The organism is Gimesia sp., assembly GCF_040219335.1.
Classification (GTDB): Bacteria; Planctomycetota; Planctomycetia; order Planctomycetales; family Planctomycetaceae; genus Gimesia.
In genome coordinates, this window is sequence record NZ_JAVJSQ010000019.1 from 434,999 (window position 1) to 455,190 (window position 20,192).

General features: G+C 52.4%; 17 protein-coding genes. 15 read left to right on the plus strand and 2 right to left on the minus strand.

The window, feature by feature from the left end; genetic code table 11:
- Positions 1–291: 291 nt before the first annotated feature.
- Complete coding sequence (locus tag RID21_RS16835; RefSeq protein WP_350190797.1) at positions 292–489, plus strand: hypothetical protein; 198 nt, start codon at positions 292–294, stop codon at positions 487–489.
- A 66-nt stretch (positions 490–555) separates the two neighbouring features.
- On the plus strand, positions 556–4,896 hold the full coding sequence (locus RID21_RS16840) for an outer membrane protein assembly factor BamB family protein (RefSeq protein WP_350190799.1): 4,341 nt from the start codon (positions 556–558) through the stop codon (positions 4,894–4,896).
- Between the two features lie 14 nt (positions 4,897–4,910).
- Here RID21_RS16840 and recJ read toward each other — a convergent pair whose 3' ends face one another.
- Positions 4,911–6,674 carry a single-stranded-DNA-specific exonuclease RecJ gene (recJ, locus tag RID21_RS16845; RefSeq protein ID WP_350190801.1) on the minus strand — a complete coding sequence of 588 codons (1,764 nt, stop codon included), beginning with the start codon at positions 6,672–6,674 and terminating at the stop codon, positions 4,911–4,913.
- Between the two features lie 340 nt (positions 6,675–7,014).
- Here recJ and ilvN point away from each other — a divergent pair, with 340 nt between their 5' ends.
- The 3 genes from ilvN to RID21_RS16860 all read left to right on the plus strand — a co-directional run bounded on the left by ilvN (position 7,015) and on the right by RID21_RS16860 (position 9,774).
- Complete coding sequence (ilvN, locus tag RID21_RS16850) at positions 7,015–7,533, plus strand: acetolactate synthase small subunit (RefSeq protein WP_350190803.1); 519 nt, start codon at positions 7,015–7,017, stop codon at positions 7,531–7,533.
- 173 nt (positions 7,534–7,706) lie between these two features.
- Complete coding sequence (ilvC, locus tag RID21_RS16855) at positions 7,707–8,711, plus strand: ketol-acid reductoisomerase (RefSeq protein ID WP_145185355.1); 1,005 nt, start codon at positions 7,707–7,709, stop codon at positions 8,709–8,711.
- A gap of 193 nt (positions 8,712–8,904) precedes the next feature.
- On the plus strand, positions 8,905–9,774 hold the full coding sequence (locus tag RID21_RS16860; RefSeq protein WP_350190805.1) for a radical SAM protein: 870 nt from the start codon (positions 8,905–8,907) through the stop codon (positions 9,772–9,774).
- A gap of 50 nt (positions 9,775–9,824) precedes the next feature.
- Here RID21_RS16860 and RID21_RS16865 read toward each other — a convergent pair whose 3' ends face one another.
- On the minus strand, positions 9,825–10,952 hold the full coding sequence (locus tag RID21_RS16865) for a DUF4912 domain-containing protein (RefSeq protein WP_155367187.1): 1,128 nt from the start codon (positions 10,950–10,952) through the stop codon (positions 9,825–9,827).
- Between the two features lie 866 nt (positions 10,953–11,818).
- Between RID21_RS16865 and RID21_RS16870 the strand changes: the two genes are divergently transcribed.
- The 10 genes from RID21_RS16870 (at position 11,819) to RID21_RS16915 (ending at position 19,826) form a co-directional block, all read left to right on the plus strand.
- Positions 11,819–12,178 (plus strand): AtpZ/AtpI family protein, encoded by a 360-nt coding sequence (locus tag RID21_RS16870; protein WP_350190807.1) that lies wholly within the window; start codon positions 11,819–11,821, stop codon positions 12,176–12,178.
- 131 nt (positions 12,179–12,309) lie between these two features.
- On the plus strand, positions 12,310–12,630 hold the full coding sequence (locus tag RID21_RS16875; protein WP_350190809.1) for a hypothetical protein: 321 nt from the start codon (positions 12,310–12,312) through the stop codon (positions 12,628–12,630).
- A 49-nt stretch (positions 12,631–12,679) separates the two neighbouring features.
- Positions 12,680–13,546 (plus strand): F0F1 ATP synthase subunit A, encoded by an 867-nt coding sequence (atpB, locus tag RID21_RS16880; protein WP_350190810.1) that lies wholly within the window; start codon positions 12,680–12,682, stop codon positions 13,544–13,546.
- Between the two features lie 205 nt (positions 13,547–13,751).
- Positions 13,752–13,946 (plus strand): ATP synthase F0 subunit C, encoded by a 195-nt coding sequence (gene atpE, locus RID21_RS16885; protein WP_145046274.1) that lies wholly within the window; start codon positions 13,752–13,754, stop codon positions 13,944–13,946.
- 144 nt (positions 13,947–14,090) lie between these two features.
- Positions 14,091–14,681: a F0F1 ATP synthase subunit B gene (gene atpF, locus RID21_RS16890; protein WP_350190812.1), complete on the plus strand. Its 591-nt coding sequence runs from the start codon at positions 14,091–14,093 to the stop codon at positions 14,679–14,681.
- 118 nt (positions 14,682–14,799) lie between these two features.
- Positions 14,800–15,402: an ATP synthase F1 subunit delta gene (gene atpH, locus RID21_RS16895; protein ID WP_350190958.1), complete on the plus strand. Its 603-nt coding sequence runs from the start codon at positions 14,800–14,802 to the stop codon at positions 15,400–15,402.
- Positions 15,353–16,870, plus strand: a complete 1,518-nt coding sequence (gene atpA / locus RID21_RS16900; protein ID WP_350190814.1) for a F0F1 ATP synthase subunit alpha — start codon at positions 15,353–15,355, stop codon at positions 16,868–16,870. Before atpH ends, atpA begins: the two co-directional genes overlap by 50 nt.
- A 58-nt stretch (positions 16,871–16,928) precedes the next feature.
- The gene (atpG, locus tag RID21_RS16905) at positions 16,929–17,801 is read left to right on the plus strand and encodes an ATP synthase F1 subunit gamma (protein WP_350190816.1); all 873 of its coding nucleotides are present in this window, start codon (positions 16,929–16,931) and stop codon (positions 17,799–17,801) included.
- 73 nt (positions 17,802–17,874) lie between these two features.
- A complete protein-coding gene (gene atpD, locus RID21_RS16910; RefSeq protein WP_145185385.1) occupies positions 17,875–19,329 on the plus strand; it encodes a F0F1 ATP synthase subunit beta in 1,455 nt (484 codons plus the stop codon).
- A 95-nt stretch (positions 19,330–19,424) separates the two neighbouring features.
- Positions 19,425–19,826, plus strand: coding sequence for a F0F1 ATP synthase subunit delta/epsilon (locus RID21_RS16915; protein WP_155367180.1), 402 nt, complete (start codon positions 19,425–19,427; stop codon positions 19,824–19,826).
- Positions 19,827–20,192: the final 366 nt, after the last annotated feature.

The following is a 20,192-nucleotide window of genomic DNA, read 5'->3' on the forward strand; positions in this document are numbered from 1 at the left end:
AGTCCTTAATGAGAAACGGACAACGGATTCACTCAGTCTAAAAGAAATGATTGCCAGAAGTGGCCTGATTACATATAGTCAATTGTACAATGAGCTTGCAGCAATACAAGGGCGTTCCCGGTCTCGACTCCGGAACCGGGCAGATCGGAATTAGCTACAGAAGCACTGATCTTGAAATATTTTATGAAAGTTCATGAAATACTGATGCCCCCTTAGTAAGTTAGAGGCGATAGTAAGTCCGTTTTGCTCAACTATTTCTCCAGATTCACGATTTTCTTACTGAAAGATGACATGTTGCTACTGTCGGGTCTGCGTCAACAGATGAAAAAACACAAAGATGATCTGCTGGTGATTGTCGGCGGTGCCGGATTGTTTATTTTCGGATTCCTGGACGAGGGCCTGGCCTGGTTTTTCAAGTCGTCGGGTGTGCTCATGTTTCTCTGGGGCTGTGCGACCCTGTATGTGAATCTCAAATCGAGCGAACAGTAATAACAACGTCTCCGTCCAGGGACTGGTCGGGCGTTTTTGAGTGTGTTAACCATGAAAATCATTTCTATGACTCGATCTATATTTTACTTGCCATTCCTGATCTGTGTGACGGCCTGTCTCCATAGCGTCCCGGTTCTGGAGGCAGGCGACTGGCCGATGTGGCGCTATGACGCCGGTCATACGGCCTCCTCGCCTGCTGCCCTGCCCGACCAGTTGACGCCTGTCTGGACCCGGAAGTTCAGCCCACGGAAACAGGTCTGGGATGACCCGTTAAACAATGACCTGATGACGTACGACAAAGTCTTTGAACCGGTGGTGTCTGGCCAGCGAATGTTTGTCGGGTTTAATGACGCCGATAAACTCGTCGCTCTGGATACTCGGACCGGGGAGACGCTCTGGACGTTCTTCACCGATGGTCCCGTTCGTTTTTCGCCGGTTGCGACGGAAGACAGGGTCTACCTGGTCAGTGATGACGGACACCTCTATTGCCTCAACAGCAGCGACGGAACTTTGATCTGGAAGTTTCGTGGCGCGCCAGCGGCACAGAAGACATTGGGAAATCAGCGGGTGATTTCTGCCTGGCCTGCCCGCGGCGGTCCTGTTTTATACGACGATCAGATATATTTTGCAGCCAGTATCTGGCCGTTTATGGGGACGTTCATTTATGCTCTGGATGCAGAGACCGGAACGGTCACCTGGGTAAATGATTCGACCAGCGCCAGCTACATCAAACAGCCGCATAGCGCCCCTTCTTTTGCGGGTGTGGCGCCACAGGGCACGCTCGTGGCAACTGAAGAACTGCTGCTGGTGCCCGGCGGTCGTTCCGTTCCCGCAGCCCTGGATCGCAAGACCGGCGAATTGAAGTACTTTCACCTGGGAGGCAAAGGGAACGGCGGTTCGTTCGTGATTTCAGGCGAGAAAGAATTCTTTGTGCATACCCGCTATCGGGGAGTTCGTGCTTACAATCTGGAAACCGGATTGCCCAACCTGTACGTGCACAATGAACCGGTGCTCCACGAAGAACAGATCTATTCCGCCAGTCTCAAAAATAAACAGCCGGTGCTGGAGGCCTTTAATAATCAGCATAAGGCACTCTGGTCTCTCCCCGTGGATGGACAGGGAGATCTGATCCGAGCCGGAAATCGTCTCTACGCAGTGGGCGAGCAGACGCTTTCCGCTGTCGAACTGCCAGCCAGTCCAGATGCCAAACCGCAGGTTGCCTGGCAACAACCCATTTCCGGAACCGTCGCTCGTTTACTGGCTGCAGATAACAGGCTCTACGCGGTCACTCAGGAGGGCGCGATCATGGCGTTCGCCGCACCGGGAGAGCAAACTGAATCCATAATCACGGAGGCCACATCGGAAACGAAACCGGCCGTCGATCCCGCTGCCATGGAACTAGCTGCCAGGATTCTGAAACAGACCGAAACCCGTACCGGATATGCTGTCTGCGTGGGCGGGGATAATCCTGATTTACTGGACGCTTTCCTGCGACTCTCTCCGTTGCAACTGTTGGTGCTGGAGCCTGATGTGCAGCGTGTCGCTGCACTCCGCAAACGTTATGACGCTCGTGGGGAATATGGCACGCGTATCTCGGCTCACCAAGCAACTCCGACCCGTTTCAAGTCGCCACAACACATTGCCCGGGTGACGATCGTCAGCGCTCCGCAGGTGGAATCGCTGACCAGTGCCTCCCTGCAGCAAATTTATCGCTCGGTTCGCCCGTATGGCGGTGTCATCTGGATTCCTGCAGCAGACGAGCGACTTGATTCTCTCAAAAATATGATCCGTCAGGCGCAGCTTCCTAAAGCTGAGGTGGCTGAACTGGCCGATGGTCTCCTGATTCGCCGAGTGGGGGCACTGCCTGATTCGGCCGACTGGACGCACCAGTATGGGGATATCGCGAACAGTGTGAAATCGAATGACAAGCGAGTCAAACTCCCGTTAGGTGTCCTCTGGTTTGGCGGTAATTCGCACGACGATGTGCTCCCGCGACACGGGCATGGCCCGCCTGAGCAGGTCATCGGCGGTCGCACATTCCTGGAAGGGATGAACAGCCTGAGTGCCCGCGATGTTTACACGGGGGAAGTGCTCTGGAGACGTGAATTTGACGACCTGGGCACGTTTGGCATCTATTTCAATTCGACTTATGCCGACACGCCACTAAGTACGCAATACAACCAGAAACATATTCCCGGAGCGAATGCCCGCGGCACCAACTATATCGCCACAGCGGAAGAGGTCTATCTGGCCATTGGCGCTGAGTGCCATGTGCTGAGTGCCGTTGATGGGCAGACGCAACGAATCGTCAAACTGCCGGATCCTAAAAAAGACTGGGCCTTTATCGCTGTGGACCAGGATATCCTACTGGCTGGAAATGGATTTGCTCATTACGGCAAAAAAGTTGAGGAGAAAGCTGGCAAGGACGGCCCCGCGGCGACTGACTTGTCTGCCAGTCGAGGGTTGATCGCCTTTGATCGTCGGTCGGGAGAAAAACTCTGGCAGGTCGATGCCGTGCATTCATTCTTACACAACGGAATCGTCGCGGGACGGAATCGGTTGTACTGCCTCGACAAACTTCCTGCGAGTGCCGAGAAAAAACTGTCGCGGCGCGGCATGGCTGATCCTTCACAGTACCGCATTCTCTGCCTGGATCTGCAGACCGGGAAAGAACTCTGGTCGACAAAGGAAAGTATCTTTGGTTCCTGGCTGGGCTACTCTGAAAAACATGATCTGCTGTTGCAGGCCGGTGCCCGGGCCAGCGATCGCCTCAGTGATGAAGTGGGCCAGGGTATGATTGCCTACCAGGCCGATGACGGCACCATTCTCTGGCAGAAAAAGGATCAGAAATATACCGGTCCGCTGGTGCTGCACAACGATCTGATTATCACTTCGGCTAATTCGTACCAGGTCTCAGGGGGCGCCTTTCACATCAGGGATGGCAGCCCTTACACGATTACGAATCCAATTACCCGCGAAAAAGAGCCGCTGAAGTTTTCCCGTACCTATGGCTGCAATTATGTGATTGCCAGTGAGAATCTGCTGACATTCCGATCTGGGGCTGCGGGGTTTTATGATCTGGCCAATCAGAGTGGGACCGGTAATTTCGGCGGGTTCAAATCGAGTTGTACTTCGAATTTGGTTGTGGCGAATGGTGTATTGAATGCCCCCGATTACACTCGCACCTGCAGTTGCTCCTATCAGAACCAGACCTCCCTGGCCTTGATCCACATGCCTGAAATCGAAATCTGGACCAACAGCCAGTTACAGGACGCTGCAGAGTCGACGGGAGTGGTGAAACAGGCGGGGATCAATTTCGGTGCCCCCGGGGATCGCGGGGCAGACACCGGTACGCTCTGGCTGGATTATCCTAGCGTGGGTGGGGAGTCTCCTGACTTAGCAGTCACCATCTCAAACAAAAAATATCGCACCTTCCGCCACCATGCGCTTAAAATCAGCGATTCACCGTCGAAACCGGGTTTGAGCTGGGTCGCTGCCTCCGGCATTGAAGATCCGAAGAAGATTACGATCGCCATCCGCCAGGAGGATTCAGCCAAACAAGGAGAAGGCATTCCTGTGGCCAGTGTAGATGATGACGCGGAAGAGAATCCCAAGGGGAACGTCAGCATGAACAGCAGCGATCTGGAGCTGACACTGGATGGCGGTAATCCACAGGTCGTGGCGATTCGTTTTACCGATATCCCCCTGTCACGCACCGACGAACTCGAAGCAGCCTATATTCAATTCACTGTCGATGAGACGGGCAAGGAAGAGTGCCAGCTGAAAATTCAAGGTGAGCTGACTGTCGATTCGAAACCACTGATGGAATCAAAACACAATCTCTCCGGCCGAAAACGGACGCGGGCTGTCGTCGCCTGGTCGCCTCCTGCCTGGACCAAGGTGGATGCTGCTGGTGAAGCACAACGGACGCCTGATTTAAAACCCATTCTCGATGAAATTCGCCAGCAGCCTGGTTGGAAACCGGGCAATCCGATTTCATTTATCATCACCGGTACGGGCACACGCACAGCCCGCTCTTATCGGGGACCGACTTCCGGATCGGCGCGACTGGTACTGAAAAAGAAAGAGACAGCGGCGGAGAACCGTCCTGAAGATGTTGCAGCGAAAACGAATGAAAATGCCCGACGATATTCAGTTCGCCTGACTTTCAATGAACCGAACATGAAACTCAAAATCGGGGAACGAAAGTTTGATGTATTCCTGCAGGGAGAACGGGTGCTGCAGGACTTCGATATTCTGGCTGAGACTGGTCAGCCCATGCGAAGCCTGGTCAAGGAAATCCCCGGAGTGGTGGTGACCGATCAGCTGGAGCTGGAATTCAAGTCTGTCCGTGGCTCTCAGGCCGCTCCCCTCATCTCGGGGATCGAGTTGATCAGTGAAGACTGAGAGCGCCTTTCGGCTCAGGAAGTAACGGGAGTATCAGCTGTTTCAGAAATCCAGTCCTTCAGTTGGAGCTGTACGCTTTCAAAACCACGAAAGCGGTTGATATTCGGAGCGAAGCTGATCGAAAAAGGACCGCCGGCTTCTTCCATCTGGCTGGCCCACTCCCCTTTGCCGAAAGCGATGGCACGAATGCGGGTTTTGTGCTGCTGGAAGACCAGTGAAAGGTGCCGTCCCCCTTCTCCCATCGTTTTGGGAGGCTCGGCCAGTTCGACCCGGGTGGCGACAAACTGAGGCCGTGGATTCTCCTGCCCGAAGGGGCCCAGGCAATCCAGTTCCAGAACCGCCTGTTTGGTGATCTCATTCAGACATACTTCCGCATCGATCTTCACCAGTAGATCGTCGTCTGACGGTGGTGGTGCCGTAGCCGCATAGGCGGCGAACGCCTGACGAAAGTCTTCGATTTTGTCCTCTTCGATGCGCAAGCCTGCGGCAGCCTGGTGACCGCCGAAGCGCATCAGGTGCTCAGCACAGGATGAGAAACCGGCATGCAGATCGAAGCCGGCGAAGGACCGCGCCGATCCCTGACCGGTGCGGGTCGCGGCTTCAAGGGCGATCAATACCGTTGGTTTTTCAAAATGCTCGGCGACTCGGTTTGCAACGATGCCGATCACACCGGGGTGCCAGTCCGGATGGGCGAGGACCAGGGTCTGATGCTCTTCCCACTCGGCGTTCTCTTCGACCATCTCGCGTGCCTGTTTGAGAATCCGGCGTTCGACCGTGCGACGGTTTTTATTGAGTTCATCCAGGTAGAGTGCCAGCTGCACGGCCCGTTCCCGATTACTGGTGGTGAGCAGTTCCACTGCCAGGCGGGCCTGCCCCAGTCGACCGGCGGCATTCAGTCGGGGCGCGATGGCAAAACCGATGTCTTCGGTATCGAGTGGCTGACCGGTTTTGATCTCCGCGACTTTCATCAGTTCCTGCAGTCCCAGGGGAGCCAGTTCTGCAAGTGCCCCGAGTCCGTAGCGAACAATAATCCGATTTTCACCAACGAGGGGAACCACATCGGCAATAGTCCCAATTGCAGCCAACCCGACGGCACATTTGAGAAACTCGCGCATCTGGGGAGAGGCTTTCTGGCCATCACCCAGTTTCTGACAAACGGCCCAGGCCAGTTTTAAAGCGACACCGGCACCACAGAGGTGAGGAAATCCATAGTCGCCTCCGGGGAGACGAGGATGTACGAGGCAGGCCGCAGCCGGCAGCTCTTCATCCATCTGATGGTGATCGGTAATGATCAGTTCCAGGCCGAGTTCTTTTGCGAGAGCAGCCTCTGTGACACTGGTGATCCCACAGTCGACGGTAATCAACAGCCGCTCGGGATCTTCTTCGTGTAATTCGCGAATGGCATCGCAGTTCAGGCCGTAGCCATCATCCAGGCGGTTGGGGATGAAATAGTCACATTGTCCGTTGGCCAGGGTGATGCACTGCAGCAGAATACTGGTGGCGGTCATGCCGTCGACGTCGTAGTCGCCGTAGATAGTAATCCGACGTTTAGAGTTCAGGGCAGCGATCACACGGTCGGTAGCTTCTTCGATGCCGGGCATACTGCAGGGATCGAGCAGCTCATTCATGCGAGCGTTGATAAAACTGCGGGCAGTGCCCACATCCTGGAGCCCGCGGGCGATCAAAACCTGGGCCAGGAGGGGAGAAATCCGCATTTCAGAACTGAGGCGGCGTACCTGAGATTCATCGTGGGGGGCAAATCGCCAGTTTTGAGTCATCCTTGCTCTCGCTCTTCTTCGTCAGAGGGCCAAATTCCGCTTGTATCGGGTATTTATTAAAACAGAGTCCAGGCTGGCTGTCAAAACCCCCGCTCCGGGAACTGGCGAAAATGCCCGAGTCGTGGGGTTTTCTACGCAAATGAACCCAATCGGAGGTAAACCTGTCTGTTCCGGAAGTAAGGTAGAGGCATAACCGGTCTAATCGTCCTGATCATAAGCCGAGTCTGAGAGTTATCGACTGCGGGACTTGCCGCGACTCACTGCCGCGACTAGACTGTATGCTTCAATCACTTGTCACGTATTTTTGAGTTTCTGATTGTACACGGATTAAGGTTTTGGGATGAAACACGTTCTTTCTGCTCTGGTCATGAATCAACCGGGTGTCCTGGCCCAGATTTCAGGCATGCTGGCCTCACGCTCTTTTAACATTGAGAGTCTGGCGGTCGGTGAAACCGAAGAACCCCAGTTTTCCCGAATTACTTTTGTCGTCGGCGATTACAACAAGCTGGATCAGGTCAGAAAACAGCTGGAAAAGCTGGTTACCGTAGTGAAAGTGGTCGATTTTTCCGGACAGGACTTTGTCGAACGCGACCTGATGCTGATGAAAGTAGCGACTCCCGGAAAAACCCGCTCAGAAATTCGCGAATTAGTCGAAATTTTCCGTGCGAAAATCGTTGACGTGAGCACCGAAAACGTAATGATCGAGATTTCCGGTCAGGAATCGAAGATCAATGCATTTATTGACGTGATGCGACCGTTTGGGATTCTTGAAATGGTTCGTACAGGTCGGATTGCCCTGTTACGCTCTGAAGTCGTGAAAGCAGAAGCTCCCACTGAGGAACCTGTGGAAACAGCTTAAGAATCCGCCGCGAACAAACAAAAATGTGAATCACGGTTGTTTTGTTCTCTCTGGACGGCCTGTTGTGTTCCGAACTTCATTCGAATCAACGTGTGGCTGTTCAAGTTCCCTTTTGTAGAAGCGGATCCGGTTCTGCTTCTAACCGCCTTACAACAATACAAGAGATCAGGATTATGGCAGTAACAATTTATTACGATGACGATGCAGACTTGTCGCTGTTGAAAGACAAAACCATTGCCATCCTCGGCTACGGAAGCCAGGGACACGCTCAAGCTCAAAACCTTCGCGACAGTGGCTGTAACGTCATTATCGGTCAGCGGAAAGGCAGTGAAAACTACGATCTGGCCGTCAGCCATGGATTTGAACCGGTCTCAATCGCAGAAGCCACCAAACAGGGCGACCTGATCAACATTCTGCTTCCCGACGAAGTTCAGGGCGATCTCTACAAGAGCGACATCCTGCCGAACCTGAGCAAAGGTAACCTGCTGCTCTGCTCACATGGTTTCAACATTCACTTCAACCAGGTTGTTCCGCCTGCTGGCGTAGACGCAGCCCTGGTTGCTCCCAAAGGTCCCGGTCACCTGGTTCGCAGCGAATACGTCAAAGGGGGCGGTGTTCCCTCGCTGATCGCTCTGGTTGAAGGGGCTTCTGAAAGCACCCGTCAACTGGCTCTGGCCTATGCCAAAGGTATCGGTGGTACTCGTGGTGGTGTGATCGAAACATCTTTCGCTGAAGAAACCGAAACCGACCTGTTCGGCGAGCAGGTTGTCCTCTGTGGTGGTGTCAGCGAACTGGTTAAAGCCGGTTTTGATACTCTGGTTGAAGCCGGATATCAGCCCGAAATGGCCTACTTTGAATGTATGCACGAACTCAAACTGATCGTCGACCTGTTCTACCAGGGTGGTCTGAACTACATGCGGTATAGTGTCTCCAACACTGCTGAATACGGCGATTACTCCAGCGGTCCACGGATCATCACCGACGAAACCCGCAAAGAAATGAAGAAGATTCTGGAAGAAATCCAGACCGGTGAATTTGCGAAGAACTGGTTGCTCGAAAACAAAGCCAACCAGGCTTCCTTCAAGGCGATTCGTCGTCTGAACCGGCAGCATCCCATCGAAGCCGTTGGTAAAGAACTGCGGCGGATGATGAGCTGGATTGATTCCAAAGAAGTCTAATCCAGGTCAATTCCATCGAATGACATTGCAACGCGTCGGGAACGGATCTCTGTTTCCGACGCGTTTTTTATTTGACTGAACTTCACGATTCCACTCACTGCCGGGCGATAACTTACCAGCGGCCTCTTGTCTTTCCGGGTGACGACTCATATAAAACAGGTAGAACCGCTGTTTTTTCACGGGAAATCGAATCATGACTTCTTCACTCCCCCTGCACTCCCAGCACCAGCGAACTTATCACGAGAATAAGTTCGTCTACCCGGTTTTATCCCGGCGGAGTAAGGGGATTTCTATCGGCGTGAACCTGAATCCGGACAAGATCTGCAACTTTGACTGTATCTACTGTCAGGTGGATCGCCGTGAGGAGTCAGAAACACGATTCGTGGGCTTCGAGCAGCTGCTGCAGGAGCTCGATCATATGCTCAAGTTCGTGCTGAGTGGTGAGATCTACCAGGACGAAAAGTTCCAATCAGTCCCCCAGGAATTACGCCGCCTGAATGACATCGCCTTTTCCGGTGATGGTGAGCCGACAACCTATAAGAACTTTGACCAGATTGTCGCTGCTGTTGCAGATCTCAAGCGCAAGCATGGCGTTGATGACGTGAAGCTGGTCCTGATCAGCAATGCGAGCATGTTCCACCGTCCGGGCACACAGGCTGCCTTGAAGATTTTCGATGAGAATCAGGGAGAGGTCTGGGCAAAGCTGGATGCGGGAACGGAAGAGTACTTCAAACTCATCGATCGTACGAAAATCCGATTTTCACAGATCCTGGAGAACATCACCGCAGCTGCAAAACAGCGGCCAATTGTGATTCAGAGCCTGTTCATGCTCGTGAATGAGGAGCCGCCGAGTGATGCGGAAATCGACGCTTATTGCACGCGTCTGAATGAATTCGTCGCTGCGGGAGGGCAGATCAAGCTGGTGCAGGTCTATACGATTGCCCGCAGTACAGCGGAAGCTTATGTGACTTCCCTCAAGTCAGAACAGGTTGACGAGATTGCCCGTAAAGTGCGCGAAGCGACTGGCTTGACAACCGAAGTCTATTACGGCAACGCCGACTGACAGAGAAGCGCACTCTGTCAGTCATCTGGCGAGGCGAGCGCAAATTCGAGTTATTCGTCGAGTTGAACGGGTTCCAGATCTTTGGTATTCCGTTCGATAGCCAGAACGATCGTCTGCTGACGTCGCTTGTTGGATGAGGTGTTGACTGCAGGAATCACCTGACGCCCGTTGGGCAGGCTTAACCGCAGGGCAAAACGCCCTTCCTTGCTGACCGGGATCTTTTCGCCGAGCAGTGTCACTTCTGCCTGGGGATCGGAAGTGCCGTGAATCAACAGTTCCGTTTCAACATGGAATTCCTTTTTCGCCTGCTTGGCACGGGAACCGTTGGATTCGCCGCTGGGATCCAGACTTAAAGGTAAAGCGAGTCGTGAGGGAACGCCATTTCCGTTTTCCGCACGGGACGTATAACGCCGCGAACGGGTTGCGGAATAGTTGTTGTCCAGTCGACGCTTGATGCGTCCGCCTTTATCACAGACTTCCGGCATCGGAGGTGTGAGTTTGTGCGAGTAGACCAGTCCGAAAAACTTGTTTTGCGGAGTCACAAAGCCCAGTTGCAGTTTGTAAGAGCGGGCCGGTTGATCGATCTGCACAAACCACAGACCGGAATCAATTTTGACTTCGACATCTTTCACATAGGCTTTGCTGGTGCGGCTGTTCTCGTTGGTTGTGATGTCGTAGACACGGATCACCGGAACGGCCTGATACCAGTAGGCCCCCAGGGCTGCTTTTGCCCGATCCAGACTGGATTGGGTAATTGTCCAGTTCGCCATTAACCAGTGGGAGTCTTTGACCTGTGCGGTCAGTTTTGTCTCAACTGATTCTGAAGTGGGGAGCATTCGATCACTCTGAGGCTTCTGACTATTCGATTTGAGAAGCTTCTGGATCCGAGCTGGTTGTTCGGAAGGAGTTTGAGTGGTCGAATTCTGAGAGGGATAAGCAGGGACAGCTGCCGGGTTCGGAGTAGACGAAGGGGTTGGTGAGGAACTGGTAGATTTTTTATTGCTGGCAGTGGTGGTTTTGCGTTTGGGCTTGGACTTCGCCATCTTGATTTTAGCGATGGCATTAACCAGTTCTTGCTTACGCATACCGTGCCAGCCTGCAATTCCGTGAGATTTGGCGGTGGCCGCTAAATCGCGACGTGTTTGGCTCTCAAGGGACTTTAGAATCGCTGGGGACATTTGGAATGACTCCCAAAATCAACCAAGACACTGGTCGGCGTCTTGATCATGCTCTTAGTCTTCCATGACACTCAGGATCAATGTAAAGCATATCTGCCCCGTTCCACACACTCTTATGGCCGCAGACCACATAAATCCTTTGATGCTAACGGCCCGAATGGTATGAACACCTTGTAAACGTCAAATCAATATTTCGACCAGGACGCTACTCTCCCAGAACAGAAAGCCACTAGTAGTAATTCTCACTTTCAGGAACCAGAACTGAACCAAAGAGTTAGTCCTGAGATTCCTTACCCTTCAAGTCTGCACGTCTAAACAGTCACAAATCGTCGTATACAGTCTGGTAAAGCGATTATTACCGGGTCTGGAAACGCGTTTGAACGGTGTTTGAGATGTCGGCTGACACATGAAACATGTTTGAAGCGTTAGGACACTTTTTAACACGGGCGTTGATAAAAAGCAACTAATGGGGCATTTGCAATTACACAAAAACTTATCAGAATGTTCGCTATCCTGTTATATATTTATCACTTAAGAATTTAGCCTCATCAAAAATTCATAGAGTTGATCAAGAGCCTGGTCAACGAAACCCCACGTGATCATACGCTTCACATTTCCCGTCCTCCCCAGAGTCTAAGTGGTTGTACTGATTTCAGATCAGCAGACTCTCTTGTAACCGTCGCCTGCAAACTAGAGAAAGATCTCGGTAGCATAGATCTATTCTTACGCCTAATAGACCCCCCGTATCCAGAATGCCAATTTTGAGAAAACCGGTAATCACATATTTCAGGTTGCAGATACTTTGACTCCTGGGAGACATCTCTTTACAGTCTGAACAAGTCAGTTCGGATTGGTTCTTTAAGTACGTGCTGACTGCGACACGATCTTCTGTTTTTGATACATCATCGAAAGCATCCTCCATGCCTCAACCGGACCGGCGCGGTCGTTCTGCCCTGGTAGAAGCCCATCAATGGGTCAGCCGCCTGACAACAGTCAGTCTGGAAATGGTACTACCTGCTTTTCTGGGATATTGGCTCGATAAGCAGTGGGGAACTCTGCCCTGGCTGACCGCAGTCGGTGCAGTGTTTGGTTTTATAGCCGGGATGATGCATTTGCTGCAAATGGCTAAAGAAGCCGAGCAGAAGGAACGAAAAAGGAAAGATCGGTCAACCGACAAAAAGAATTCAAATCAGAGGGATGACCAATCGTCTGCAACAGACTCCTGAATCTCTCGAATGATAACCGCCAGTAATACACACAACACTACCCGCTGACCATGCAATCAACGCCAAAGACATCAGACTCAGCTTTCAAACAGTGCGGCATTCTTACCGCTACACTGTTGGGTCTGTTTGCAGTGCTTTATCTGCCGGCTCAGCGACTGGTTGGCCCCCTTGCAGTGGAAGGCTTAACCTATGCCACCCTGCTCTGCCTGATTCCGGGCCTGATCCTCTTTCCGGTGGTCGGATTTCTGAATCGTGAAATCGCTCCTGTTGCCATCGTGGGTATCTCCACGTTACTGCGACTGATGACAGTCGGGCTAGGTGCCTTGATTGTTTTGAAAGTCAAACCTGATTTTGGTTTACCCGAATTTTTGATTTGGTTATTGATTTGTTACTTTGCGTCTCTATTGGTTGAAACATTACTGCTCGTTCGGTACTCTGCCGAAGCCGTTTAGAGTTAACAGAGTTTTGATCAGAAACATTTTTTAATATCGAGCTGAAGCAATGGCCGCGGGTCACTCTGATACCTTCCATCATGTTCGCGATTTCGCTCATTTCGACCTTCCCACCGGTTTGCAGGTTGAGCTGCCACGTATTTTGGGCTTCCAGATTACGAAATTCATGCTGCTTCAGCTGATCGCAGTCGCATTCCTGTTCTTTGTTTTCCGGGGACTGGCGAAACGGGCCGCAGGCGGTCAGGTCGTCACCGGACGCTGGTGGAACTTCTGGGAATCCATCGTGATCTACATGCGGGACGAAGTCGTCCGGCCAACGATTGGTGAAGGACATCACCACGATGATGACGATCACGATCATGGTCATCACCACGAACAACAGGTAGGACACCCTGCCGATAAATATCTGCCGTTTGTGCTCTCCTGCTTCTTCTACGTTCTGATCTGCAACCTGCTGGGTGCGATTCCCTGGCTGGGTTCCGCAACCGGCGAGTTGAACGTGACGATCGCCTTGGCATTCACCACATTCTGTGCCGTCATCATGTACGGCGTCAGAGAACTGGGCTTCTTCCGTTTCTGGATGTCGCTGGCACCGTCAATGGAACTGCCTTTTCTGCTCAAGATTATTCTGGTACCCATGATCTGGGTGATCGAGCTGGTCGGCTTTCTGATTAAGCATGCCGTACTGGCCATTCGATTGTTTGCCAATATCATGGCAGGTCATACCGTGATTGCCGTCTTCCTCGGCTTCATCGCTTTGACTGCTGATTCAAGTATGTGGGCCGTAGTGATGCCATCCAGTATCATTGCCCAGGTCCTCGTTGGTCTGCTGGAACTGTTCGTTGCATTCCTGCAGGCATATGTTTTTGCGTTTCTTGCAACTCTGTTTATTGGAACCGCAGTACATCCTCACTGAGATGTCCGTCGGTATCTGACTCAGACTTGCTGTGTATATTTCTAGAGTGTTCCTCGTTGAGAAAGGTCAGGGGATAATTACAATGATCCAGGCTTTACGGATTATGTGCGTGACATGTGTTGTTGTATTGGCCACAGCTGTTCCAGCATTGGCTCAAGAAGGTGGCGCAGCTGAAGAAGGTGCTGCCGCAGCACAGGCAGCTGGTATCTCTCTGGGTGCCATTGGTGCCGGTATCACCATTATTGGTGCTGCTCTGGGGATTGGCAAAATCGGTGCATCTGCTGTTGAAGCAATCGCCCGTCAGCCAGAAGCCGGTGGTAAGATTCAGACTGCAATGATTATTGCTGCAGCGTTGATCGAAGGTGCTACCTTCTTCGCGCTCATCATCTGTCTGATCTGATTCTGCTCAGGCAGAGAACAGACGGTCGAATCGTCAGACATGAACCGCTGACGTGATTTCGGGCAATATCTTTAACCTCCTTCAGACAACAATGTGAGATTTTTGATCATGTTTAAAAGTCTTTTTTCAAGCCGATGCATGATCATGCTGCTCGTATTCGGTGGCATGATTCTGGGTACTGCCCTGCTGGGCTCAGATGCATCCTTGTATGCAGCAGAAGACGCAGGTCACCATGCAGGCCCGCCCCTGCACTGGAAAACCGACCTGGCATTATGGTCATTCGTTGTGTTCGTGGCATTCATCGTTGTACTCAAGTCATTTGCCTGGGGACCACTTATCCAGGCTCTGGACGAACGGGAACAGCGGGTTGTCACGGCTATCAGCGATGCGGAATCAAAACAACGAGAGTCTGAAGAACTGGTTAAAGAGCATACCCGAAAGATCGAAGCAGCTCAGGACGAAATCCAGGCAATGATGGTCGAGGCCCGCTCCGATGCAGAACGCATCAAGCAGGATGTTCTCGAACAGGCGCGTCAGGAAGCAGAGTCAATTAAATCTCATGCTGTCGATGAAATCGAACGTGCCCGGGAACTGGCATTGAAAGATCTGTTCGACCAGATGAACTCCCGCGTAATCGATGCTACCGAGCATGTTCTGGGGCGTGCCCTCAACGAGTCCGATCGTGATCGGCTCGTTGAAGAAGCTCTGGCACAGATTTCCGGAAGTTCGAACTGAACTAACGACAAAACTTTTTCAAACCTGTTGTATCAAGTTTGAAGTATTCATCCTTTAGCAGTGAGTTGTGATCAGCGTGAACGATCAGGAACAAATCAAAGCTCGGATTCCAAGTGTGATGGAGGACCCTGGTGCCATTTCGGTGGCCAAGGTTTATGCCAAAGCGTTTCTTGGTTCAGTCCCCGAGTCCGATAAAGACTCCGCCATTGAGGAGTTTGCTGAATTTCTGAATGTTGCACTGAATCAGTATCCCCAGTTCGGGAAGATGCTCACCACGCGATCGCTGAATAAAGAGGAATCTTTACAGCTGATCGACCGGGCGATTGCCCCGCATGCCTCGGAACTTTTCACGAATTTCCTGCGTGTGCTGGGACGGCACGAGCGACTGAATCTGTTACAGCAGATCTACACACAGATCAACAAACTGCGTGATGCAGAAGTCGGTAAAAAGGCCGTTGTGGTCAAATCGGCTTTCGAACTTACGGATCCTATTTTAGACAGCATCCGACAGCGTTTGAATGACACACTGGGCTTTATCCCGGTATTAAAGACATCCATAGACCAGAACGTCCTGGGCGGACTGGTTATTCAGGTTGATGACACAGTTTATGATGGTTCCCTGCGTACTCGGCTGAAACAGCTGCGAGGACGTTTGGACAATAGGAGCATTCATGAAATTCAAAGCGGACGAGATCGCTTCAGTTATCCAGAAGGAAATTGAAGACTTTCGCGGCGAAATCGAAACCAGCGAAGTGGGGCGGGTCCTTGAAGTGGGCGATGGTATTGCTCGCGTCTATGGACTGTCTTCTGCCATGTCTGGTGAAATGGTTGAGTTTTCCAATGGTGTACGCGGCCAGGTCTTCAACCTCGAAGAGAACTCGGTCGGTATCATCATTTTCGGTGATTACCTTTCGATTGCCGAAGGTGATGAAGTACGCAGCACAGGAGCCCTGCTCTCCGTGCCTGTCAGTGACAACCTGCTGGGGCGCGTTATTGACCCGCTGGGTGCGCCACTGGACGGAAAAGGCCCGATTGTGGCAACGGAATCCAGACCTCTGGAAGTTGCTGCCCCCGGTGTTGCTGCCCGTCAGCCTGTAAAACAGCCACTGGCTACCGGGATCAAGGCGATTGACGCCATGACCCCCATCGGACGTGGTCAGCGTGAGTTGATTATTGGTGACCGTAAGACCGGTAAAACCGCCATCGCCATCGATGCGATTCTGAACCAGAAGGGGAAGGACGTAGTCTGTGTGTATGTCGGCTGTGGTCAGCGATCCGCCAGTATTGCCGGCGTTGTTGCTCAGCTTGAAGAACACGGTGCGATGGACTACACAGTGGTTGTCGCCGCGTCTTCCAGTGACCCTGCACCGCTGCAGTACATTGCTCCTTACGCTGGTGCCGCAATCGCAGAATACTACATGTATCAGGGTAAACACACCCTGGTCGTTTACGATGACTTGTCCAAGCAGGCACAGGCTTATCGCCAGCTGTCACTGTTGATGCGTCGTCCTCCCGGACGTGAAGCTTACCCGGGTGACGTATTCTACTGTCACAGCCGTCTGCTGGAACGTTCCGCCCGTCTGAGTGATGAACTTGGTGGTGGTTCGATGACTGCTCTGCCGATTATTGAAACTCTGGAAGGGGAAGTATCTGCCTACATTCCCACCAACGTGATTTCGATTACCGACGGTCAGATCTATCTGGAACCGGACCTGTTCTTCGCCGGGATTCGTCCCGCGATCAACGTGGGTATCAGTGTATCCCGCGTGGGTGGTAACGCTCAGACGAAAGCAACCAAGAGTGTTTCCGGTAGTCTGCGACTCGACCTGGCGGCCTTCCGTGAACTGGAAGCGTTTGCCCAGATGGGTACCGAACTGGATAAAGCAACCCAGGCGCAGCTCGACCGCGGTTATCGCATGGTTGAACTGCTGAAACAGCCTCAGTTCAAGCCGATGTCAATGGCCGACCAGGTTGTCAGTCTGTTTGCCGGAACCAAAGGTTTCTTCGACAAAGTGCCGATCAACCAGGTTCAGGACGCCGAAAACGAGATGCTGCAGTTCATCCACGATCAGTATCCTGAGATCACCGACAAGATCACAGAAACCGGACAGCTGGAAGACGAAACCGTCGAACAGCTCAAAACGGTTCTCGCGACCTTTGTCGAGCAGTACCTGCGTAAGAACGCGTAGTCGACTCGTTACCGTATTCATTGCTTGCACAGTTAATCGAAAACAGGTTTAGAATCTAATGGCCAAAGCACGTGCCATCGTCAAACGATTAAAGGCAGTTAAAAACATCCGTAAGATCACACGGACCATGGAATTGATCGCCACCGCGCGATTCAAGAAAGCCATGGACCGTGCTGCGGAAGCTGCTGCCTATACCCGCAAGATTTCCGAGCTCGTCGCCGATCTGTCCCAGGCAAATCTGGAATTCCACCATCCCCTGCTGGAAAAACACGAAACCGAAAAGAACTCGGTACTGCTCGTGCTGACATCCAACCGGGGATTGTGTGGCGGTTACAATACCGGCGTTTTGAAACTGGCACTCAAGCGTTACCAGGAACTGCAGAGCGAAGGACAGAATGTCCGTCTGGAAGTTTCCGGTAAGCGTGGCATCAGCTTTTTGAAATTCCAGGGAGTTACGGCCGACAACAGCTACACGCACTTCGAAGATCGTCCGACCTTTGAAGAAGTAGACGATCTGGCCAGCCGTTACATCACGGAATACATCGAAGGCAAAATCGATCGACTCGACGTCGCCTATACCGAATTCATCTCGTCTTCCCGCCAGGCAGCGGTAGTGCACTCACTGCTGCCGATTGGTGCACTGGAAACATCAGCGACGGATTCGGATGAACAATACGACTATGAATTCCTGCCTTCTGCTCAGGAAATCCTTGAGGAAATTGTTCCGACTGCATTTAAGGCCCGTCTGTTTAAGTGCTTCCTTGATGCCGCGGTGAGTGAGCAGATTGCCCGCATGGTCGCCATGAAAGGCGCCACGGAAAATGCGAATGAAATGGTGGGAACCCTGTCGGCTCAGTATAACCGGGCTCGACAGACCCAGATTACATCGGAAATCCTGGAAATCATCGGTGGGGCAGCAGCTCTCGAGTAATTTCCGGCCATCCCGGCATGGCACATTATGGTTTTTTACAGATTGATCAACATCAGAAAGTAGAGACATATCAATGGCGACAACCGAAGCCAGTACAGAAAGTTCAGTTGGCAAAATTACTCAGATCATCGGTTCTACCTTTGATGCTGAGTTTCCCGAGCATGCAATGCCGGAAATCTACAACGCTTTGACTGTCAACGAAAACATCAAAGGTGTTGAGATCAAAGTAACCGGGGAAGTTCAGCAGCATCTGGGTGGCGGCCGTGTCCGCTGCGTCGCACTGGGCTCTACCGACGGCATGGTCCGCGGAATGAGTGTGCATGACACCGGTGCTCCCGTTTCTGTTCCCGTTGGTAAGGGAACTCTGGGGCGTGTCTTCAACCTGCTCGGCGATCCCGTTGATGGTCGTGGTGCTGTTGAAACCGACGAACGCTGGCCGATCCACCGGAAAGCTCCTGCTCTGGAAAACCTGAGTGCTAAAACCGAGCTCTTTGAAACCGGGATCAAAGTGGTCGACCTGCTGACTCCTTTCGTGCGTGGTGGTAAAGCTGGTCTGTTCGGTGGTGCCGGTCTGGGTAAGACCGTGATTCTGACCGAGTTGATCGCTCGTATCGCGAGTGCCCACGGTGGTTACTCTGTATTCGCCGGTGTGGGTGAGCGGACCCGTGAAGGGAACGACCTCTGGCTGGAAATGCAGGAAACCAAAATCGGTCAGACCGAACGTTCCGTGATCGAACAGACCTGTATGGTCTTCGGTCAGATGAACGAACCACCGGGAGCCCGTCTGCGTGTTGCTCTGTCCGCTCTGACGATGGCAGAATGGTTCCGTGATACAACGGGTACCGATACCCTGCTCTTCGTGGACAACATCTTCCGGTTCTCACAGGCTGGTTCAGAAGTATCCGCTCTGCTGGGACGTATGCCTTCCGCCGTGGGTTACCAGCCGACACTGGGTACCGAGTTGGGTGAACTGCAGGAACGAATCACTTCAACCAAGAATGGGGCGATCACCAGTGTGCAGGCTGTTTACGTGCCTGCTGACGACCCGACCGACCCTGCACCGGCAACGGCCTTCTCCCACCTGGACGCGTTCATTTACCTGGAACGAAAGATCTCCGAAAAAGGGATTTACCCGGCCATCGACCCGCTGGCTTCTTCCAGTCGTATTCTGGACCCACAGTATGTGGGTGAGCGTCACTACCGTGTGGCTCGTGAAGTTCAGCAGACTCTGCAGCGTTATCGCGAACTGCAGGACATCATCGCGATTCTGGGTGTAGACGAGTTGAGTGAAGAAGACAAACTGATTGTGCATCGTGCCCGCCGTATTGAGCGGTTCCTGTCACAACCGTTCCTCGTGGCAGAAGTCTTCACTGGCAAAGCCGGTAAGATCACTCCGCTGGAAGATACCATTCGCAGCTTCGAAGAAATCTGTGCCGGTAAGTGGGACCACCTGCCGGAATCCGCCTTCATGTACGTGGGTGCGGTTGAGGAAGCAGAAGAACAAGCCAAGAGAATGGCTGAGAATTAAGACGTTTTTGAACGTCGTGATCAGATTGTGGCCGAAACTGGTTTCGGTCACAATTTCCATTTGAATATCCTGTTTTGAATGTGGTTAGAGCACCCATGGCTCAAGAATTTCGCCTGTTATTAGTCACACCGGAAACGACTCTGCTGGATCAGCCCATCCAGAGCCTGCGTTGTACTCTGTATGACGGTCAAATCGGAATTCTCCCCGGTCGTATGCCCATGGTGGGACGTCTGGGTTATGGCGAACTGGTGTTTGAAGCCACTGACGGTAAAGAAGAACGCTACTTTGTCGATGGTGGCTTCCTGCAGGTCAAAGGCTCCGTGATCTCCGTTTTGACCGAACAGGCGATTCCGGCCAGCAAGTTGAATGCTGCCGATGCGGAAAAGATGCTCGAGGAAGCCCTCGATCGCACCGCAGTTGGCGATGAGCAGTGCCAGGCCCGTCAACGGGATCAGGATCGTGCCCGGGCGATGCTCGCACTGGCCCATCAGAAATAACCTGAACTTCAGGTTCCAGATACATCTTGATCTACAGCTCTGAATCTCATAAATAAGCTGAAATGCCTCGCGCGTTTCAGCTTATTTTTTTACTGGAGCCGTACATGACCGACGCGGAATCCCGCCAACCCGCCCCGCGCCCCTCGGTTGGAGTTCTCTTCAAATGCTGTAATGTCTACAGCAGAATCTACTCAAACCACAACCAGAGTGCCTACGCCGGGCATTGTCCCCGCTGTGCGGCCCGGATTGAGGTACCCATTTCGAAATCAGGGGGATCGAACAGTCGATTCCTCTCTGGATCCTAACTTATTACTGGAAAGAGGCTTATCTCACCTGAAAATCTGACTTTCTCAGGAAGAAAAATGC

Coding starts and splice junctions, on each gene's coding strand:
- recJ (WP_350190801.1), bottom strand. CDS start 6,674: ATGACTCAAAACTGGCGATTTGCCCCCCACGATGAATCTCAGGTACGC.
- ilvC (WP_145185355.1), top strand. CDS start 7,707: ATGGCAGTAACAATTTATTACGATGACGATGCAGACTTGTCGCTGTTG.
- RID21_RS16865 (WP_155367187.1), bottom strand. CDS start 10,952: ATGTCCCCAGCGATTCTAAAGTCCCTTGAGAGCCAAACACGTCGCGAT.
- ilvN (WP_350190803.1), top strand. CDS start 7,015: ATGAAACACGTTCTTTCTGCTCTGGTCATGAATCAACCGGGTGTCCTG.
- RID21_RS16860 (WP_350190805.1), top strand. CDS start 8,905: ATGACTTCTTCACTCCCCCTGCACTCCCAGCACCAGCGAACTTATCAC.
- atpB (WP_350190810.1), top strand. CDS start 12,680: ATGGCCGCGGGTCACTCTGATACCTTCCATCATGTTCGCGATTTCGCT.
- RID21_RS16915 (WP_155367180.1), top strand. CDS start 19,425: ATGGCTCAAGAATTTCGCCTGTTATTAGTCACACCGGAAACGACTCTG.
- atpF (WP_350190812.1), top strand. CDS start 14,091: ATGCTGCTCGTATTCGGTGGCATGATTCTGGGTACTGCCCTGCTGGGC.
- atpA (WP_350190814.1), top strand. CDS start 15,353: ATGAAATTCAAAGCGGACGAGATCGCTTCAGTTATCCAGAAGGAAATT.
- atpH (WP_350190958.1), top strand. CDS start 14,800: ATGGAGGACCCTGGTGCCATTTCGGTGGCCAAGGTTTATGCCAAAGCG.
- atpG (WP_350190816.1), top strand. CDS start 16,929: ATGGCCAAAGCACGTGCCATCGTCAAACGATTAAAGGCAGTTAAAAAC.
- RID21_RS16840 (WP_350190799.1), top strand. CDS start 556: ATGACTCGATCTATATTTTACTTGCCATTCCTGATCTGTGTGACGGCC.
- atpD (WP_145185385.1), top strand. CDS start 17,875: ATGGCGACAACCGAAGCCAGTACAGAAAGTTCAGTTGGCAAAATTACT.
- RID21_RS16835 (WP_350190797.1), top strand. CDS start 292: ATGTTGCTACTGTCGGGTCTGCGTCAACAGATGAAAAAACACAAAGAT.